A 4,389-nucleotide genomic window follows, 5' to 3' on the forward strand; every position below is an offset into this window, starting at 1 on the left:
TTTATTCACCTCCCCCAATTACAAATAACATTTTCATTATACCATATGCTTTCTCTATTTTTCAGCACTTCTCTATTCTAGTGTCTATATTGCTATTTATTTCAATTTTTTAGCCCAAATTCCCCTAATATCCATGTAGGTATATTATTTTATTTTTAACTCTATGTATATCCCTTTCAACTCCTAATATCGATGCGTTTAATAAAAAAAATACAATTATAATTGCTATTATTACTCCTTTATTTTTAGATTTATCTCCTTCCTTTCTAGAGTTCAAGTCCGTTCTCAAATCTCCTGTTATTCTGCTTAATCTTTCTATCTGATTCCGATTTTTTATCTGATTGTCTTGTACTCTCCAATTGTCTTCTTTCAATTCTTTCATTGAACTTTCTAATTTCTTCTCTAGCTGCTCTATCTTGCTCTCTTTTGTCTCTAGTAATCTTTTTAAGTTCTTCAGTTCTTTTTCGTACTTCAAGTCTATCCCTATCGCCAAGTCCTCCGATTCCTTCTGTGAGTTCATTAGCTCCTTTTTCAGTTTCAATATTTCTGTTTCTAGTTCCATTATCTTTATTTCGCTCATTTTCTAGTTCCCTCATCTCCTCATATAGCTTGATTTGATTTTCTATTATGTCTATTTTTTGATTTTCTTCTTGGATTTTTCTATTGATGTTTCCTATTTCTGTTTGTATGCCTTTCTTTTCCATAGCTCTTACTGTCGGACCTTCATGTCTTGTTGGTAGTTTTTCTATTCCTCGATCCTCATAACTTCTATGGTCTATTCTTTCTTTTTTATTTGCTTTTTCTAATGCTTTATTTGCATATATAGCCCATTGCTCTCTCCAATGTTCTAAAGTTTCTTTTTTATTCCAATTTGTAGTTTCTATTTTTCTAGATTTTACACTTCCGTTTTTGGTATAAGTTTTGTTGCCATCTTTATCTAATATATATTCCTTTTTTGCTTTGGCTCCCCATTCTCCATTTTCTTCAAATGGTCTCATTGTTAACATGATATGACTATGTGGATTTCCATCTTTCTTATCATGAATAACTACATCAGCAACCATGCCTTTATTTGAGAAGTTATCTATTACATAATTTCTTAGTAATTCTATTCTTTCTTTTTCATTAAGTTCTATTGGTAAAGCTATGTCTATTTCTCTTGCAAGCTGACTATTTTTACTCTTTTCTATTTTCTCTACTTCATTCCATAATTGTTCTCTATTGAATACCCAATTTGGAGCATTAGTTGGTTTGAAAATCTCTTTATATATTACATCTTTTCTTTTAGTGTAATCATGTACTAGTCCATCTCTTTTGTTATATAATTTTTCACCACTTCTATATGCACTTGATGCAATTGATGATTTACCTTTTGACCTACTTATTATTTTAGTAGACATATGATATATTGCCAATATATTTCATCTCCTTTCTTTTTAATTAATACATTTGTATTAATTTTGTATTAAAATATATTTTATGTTCTTTAAAAGCCCTCTGCAAGAGCGCACACACCTTTTATGGTGTATAAGTGCGCCTTTCGGATATAATCTTCACTTAAATCAACCATATATTATGTTACAATTGCACTTTGATTCCATTATAGTATTGAAAATATATATTTTCAATACTATAATTTTATTTAGGAAATAAAATTAGGAGGTTTTTATTTTGAATAAAAACAAAAAATTAAATGATATAGAAGAAAAGATAAAACAACTTAAAGCTCAAAAACAAGCTTTAATTCAAAAAGAAAAAGAAAAGGAACGTAAGGCAAGAACTAAAAGATTAATTGAAATTGGAGCTATATTTGATAGTATGGGTATTACCTCTACAGAATTAGCTAATGAATTTAAAAATCATTTTATGGAGAATGAAAAATCTAAATTATGGTTAGAAAATTTCGTAGAAAAAAATAAGGCTTAACTTCAAGCCTTATTTTTTATTTCTTAACTCTTTAATTTCTTCTAATGATAGTCCCGTTATTATCTGAATTGTATTATCATCTAAATTATTATTTATAGCATTTTGTGCTATTTCTATAGCCTTTTTATTTTCGCCCTCTTTTAATCCTTTTTCAATACCTTTTTGTTCAGCACTTTCTATTAAACTAACTTTTTCTAATATAGATTCTTTTCTTTTTTCATACATGTATCTTTCTTTTGAATCTCCACTCATTCTTACAAGCTCTGATTTTGCTTCTTTTATTTCTCTTTTACTCATTTCTAACTTTCCTACAATTTCGCTATCTGGATTTTGTATAAAAGCAACCCATGCTTCTAACATATCGGATATTTCTTCTGAGTCATCTAGTTTCCTTAATTTAGGTATTTCTATAAAGTGTAGCTCCATAGCATCTGTTAATTCTTCATTTGTATTTATTTCTTTTAATCTATATGCATTATGGAATTTATCATTTTTTAAATATTTAAAATCTAGAATATTTATACATACTGTTTTAGCTAATTTATTGTAATTATCACCTTCAACAATTTGATTTTCAAACATTTTGCTCCAGTAATATAAACTTCTTTTAATCATGTTATATTCATTTTTAACTTGTATCTCTATATTGATATGCTCACCTTTATTAGTTATTGCTTTTATATCTAATCTCGAATACTTATCTTCTATATGTTCTTTTTCTATATCTGAATTCCTAATTTCTACTGATTCAATTAGATCCGTTGGTTTCATAACTGCATTTAAGAATGATATTAATATATCTGGATGTTTTTCATTACCAAATATTCTTTTAAAAACAAAATCTACTTTAGGACTTAGTAAATATGTCATTTCAACACTTCCTTTCTACAAATTCATATATACTTTTATTATACTATGGATTGTCGTTCAATAAAAAAAATCCATTCAAATATTTAAAATGGATTTTTTAACTAGAAATCTTTAAATGTGTTTTTAGAGTATACTTTATTGTTACAAACCATGTATTTTTTAATACGTAAAGTAACATAAATACATTTAAATTATTCAAATTTAAGTAATTTATTAATAAAAAATTATACTTGAAGTAAAATGCTAATTTTTTAATATACAAAAAACACTATACTTGTTGTAAATAGCAGTTAAAATCACCTTAATGTAAGAATTCCGTATTTTCCCGACGCTACCTCAGTTAGAAAGAAATCCAGAGATAACAATGAAAAAAATATATACTACTTATTTTTAAGTAATTTCATTGCTGTTAATATTATAATCGAACTCACTATATGAATAATTATGTAAATACAACTAATATTTCGAATATTTATTATCAAAAAAAACGTTTCTATAATTAGGTAATAATATCCAATAATTTTATATGGTTTTATATTTGTTTTATACTTGTTATCACTATGATTTTTTTCATATAGCTTTTCAAATATATATATCCCATAATATACCATAACATACATTGATAAAATTAAATGAACTATAAACTGTGCTTTATCGCTATATAAAAAATTTACCATAGTAGTTAATTACCTACTACATAATAGAAATTTGTTCTAGTCCAAGTTGCTCCTTGAGCAGAATGTGGTGGATATGGATTTAATACAGTTGATGAATTACTGTATAGATTTAATCTTTTAGCAGTACCTGCAATTTCTGCCAAAGTTTTTACAGGTACTATTAAGTCTATAACATCTATAACTTGCGCTTTACCTAATACTACTTGCCCCACTTTATATATAACACACGCTCCCAATACTATAGGCATTGCTTTATTTATTCCTACTTTTGCTACATGATATACCTTTGATAATGATTTTTCATCAGATCCATCTGCATTTAATTTAGATAGATATTCCTCTGCTTCTTCTAAACTGTCACTTACTTCTAATAATTCACCATATCCGTTGTAAATTTCAAATTTCTCTTCTGTACTATTTTTAGTACTAGCTAGCGATTCGTTATTATAAGTTAATGCGCTAGTACTAGAAGTAAAAGAAAGTAAAAATATACTTAACATAGCTATAAATTTTTTCATTTTTTTCTCCTTTTAATAAAAAAATTTTTTAATATATTACAATATGTAAAATATTAAAATAATAAATTGAATATTTTAATATTAAAATCCTCCTTTTAATAAAAAAATATTTTTAACATATTACAATATTTCGATTAAGTATTGCTATATCTATGTTCTTTTAATTTTAACCATTAAATTATAGTTTTTATAAATAAAAATAAAACTTGAAACAAAGAATATTTATAGATTTTCTATATTCTTGTTGGTGGATTATATTTGGAATAATAGCTATGCTTTATCCAATTTTATCAGGACATAGATAATCTAAACAATTAGTCCTAAAATTTAGATTTAGGGAATAGTTATATATAAAAAAGAGTGTATCTATTGAAATTACTACATTTCAGTAAATACAC

The 4,389-nt window shown here is 25.8% G+C and carries 5 protein-coding genes; 1 reads left to right on the forward strand and 4 read right to left on the reverse strand.

All coding sequences use genetic code 11. The features are described 5' to 3' along the window. Nucleotides 1-124: 124 nt before the first annotated feature. Together I1959_RS15065 and mobQ are read right to left on the reverse strand one after the other, a co-directional pair. Nucleotides 125-277, reverse strand: coding sequence for a hypothetical protein (locus I1959_RS15065; RefSeq protein ID WP_195238891.1), 153 nt, complete (start codon nt 275-277; stop codon nt 125-127). Then, on the reverse strand, nt 267-1,400 hold the full coding sequence (gene mobQ, locus I1959_RS15070; RefSeq protein WP_207733605.1) for a MobQ family relaxase: 1,134 nt from the start codon (nt 1,398-1,400) through the stop codon (nt 267-269). Before mobQ ends, I1959_RS15065 begins: the two co-directional genes overlap by 11 nt. 271 nt (nt 1,401-1,671) lie before the next feature. Here mobQ and I1959_RS15075 point away from each other — a divergent pair, with 271 nt between their 5' ends. Continuing rightward, nucleotides 1,672-1,926: a hypothetical protein gene (locus tag I1959_RS15075; protein WP_195238895.1), complete on the forward strand. Its 255-nt coding sequence runs from the start codon at nt 1,672-1,674 to the stop codon at nt 1,924-1,926. Nucleotides 1,927-1,935: 9 nt separating this feature from the next. On the opposite strand, the gene I1959_RS15080 is transcribed toward I1959_RS15075, so the two are convergent. Both I1959_RS15080 and I1959_RS15085 read right to left on the reverse strand, forming a co-directional pair. Beyond that, nucleotides 1,936-2,796 carry an Rpn family recombination-promoting nuclease/putative transposase gene (locus I1959_RS15080; protein ID WP_195238897.1) on the reverse strand — a complete coding sequence of 287 codons (861 nt, stop codon included), beginning with the start codon at nt 2,794-2,796 and terminating at the stop codon, nt 1,936-1,938. A gap of 682 nt (nt 2,797-3,478) precedes the next feature. Next, nucleotides 3,479-3,991 carry a hypothetical protein gene (locus tag I1959_RS15085; RefSeq protein ID WP_187006987.1) on the reverse strand — a complete coding sequence of 171 codons (513 nt, stop codon included), beginning with the start codon at nt 3,989-3,991 and terminating at the stop codon, nt 3,479-3,481. Between the last annotated feature and the right edge of the window lie 398 nt (nt 3,992-4,389).

The sequence above is a fragment of the Romboutsia sp. 1001285H_161024_C4 genome (genome assembly GCF_015550185.1).
In the GTDB taxonomy this organism is placed as follows: Bacteria; Bacillota; Clostridia; order Peptostreptococcales; family Peptostreptococcaceae; genus Romboutsia_C; species Romboutsia_C hominis.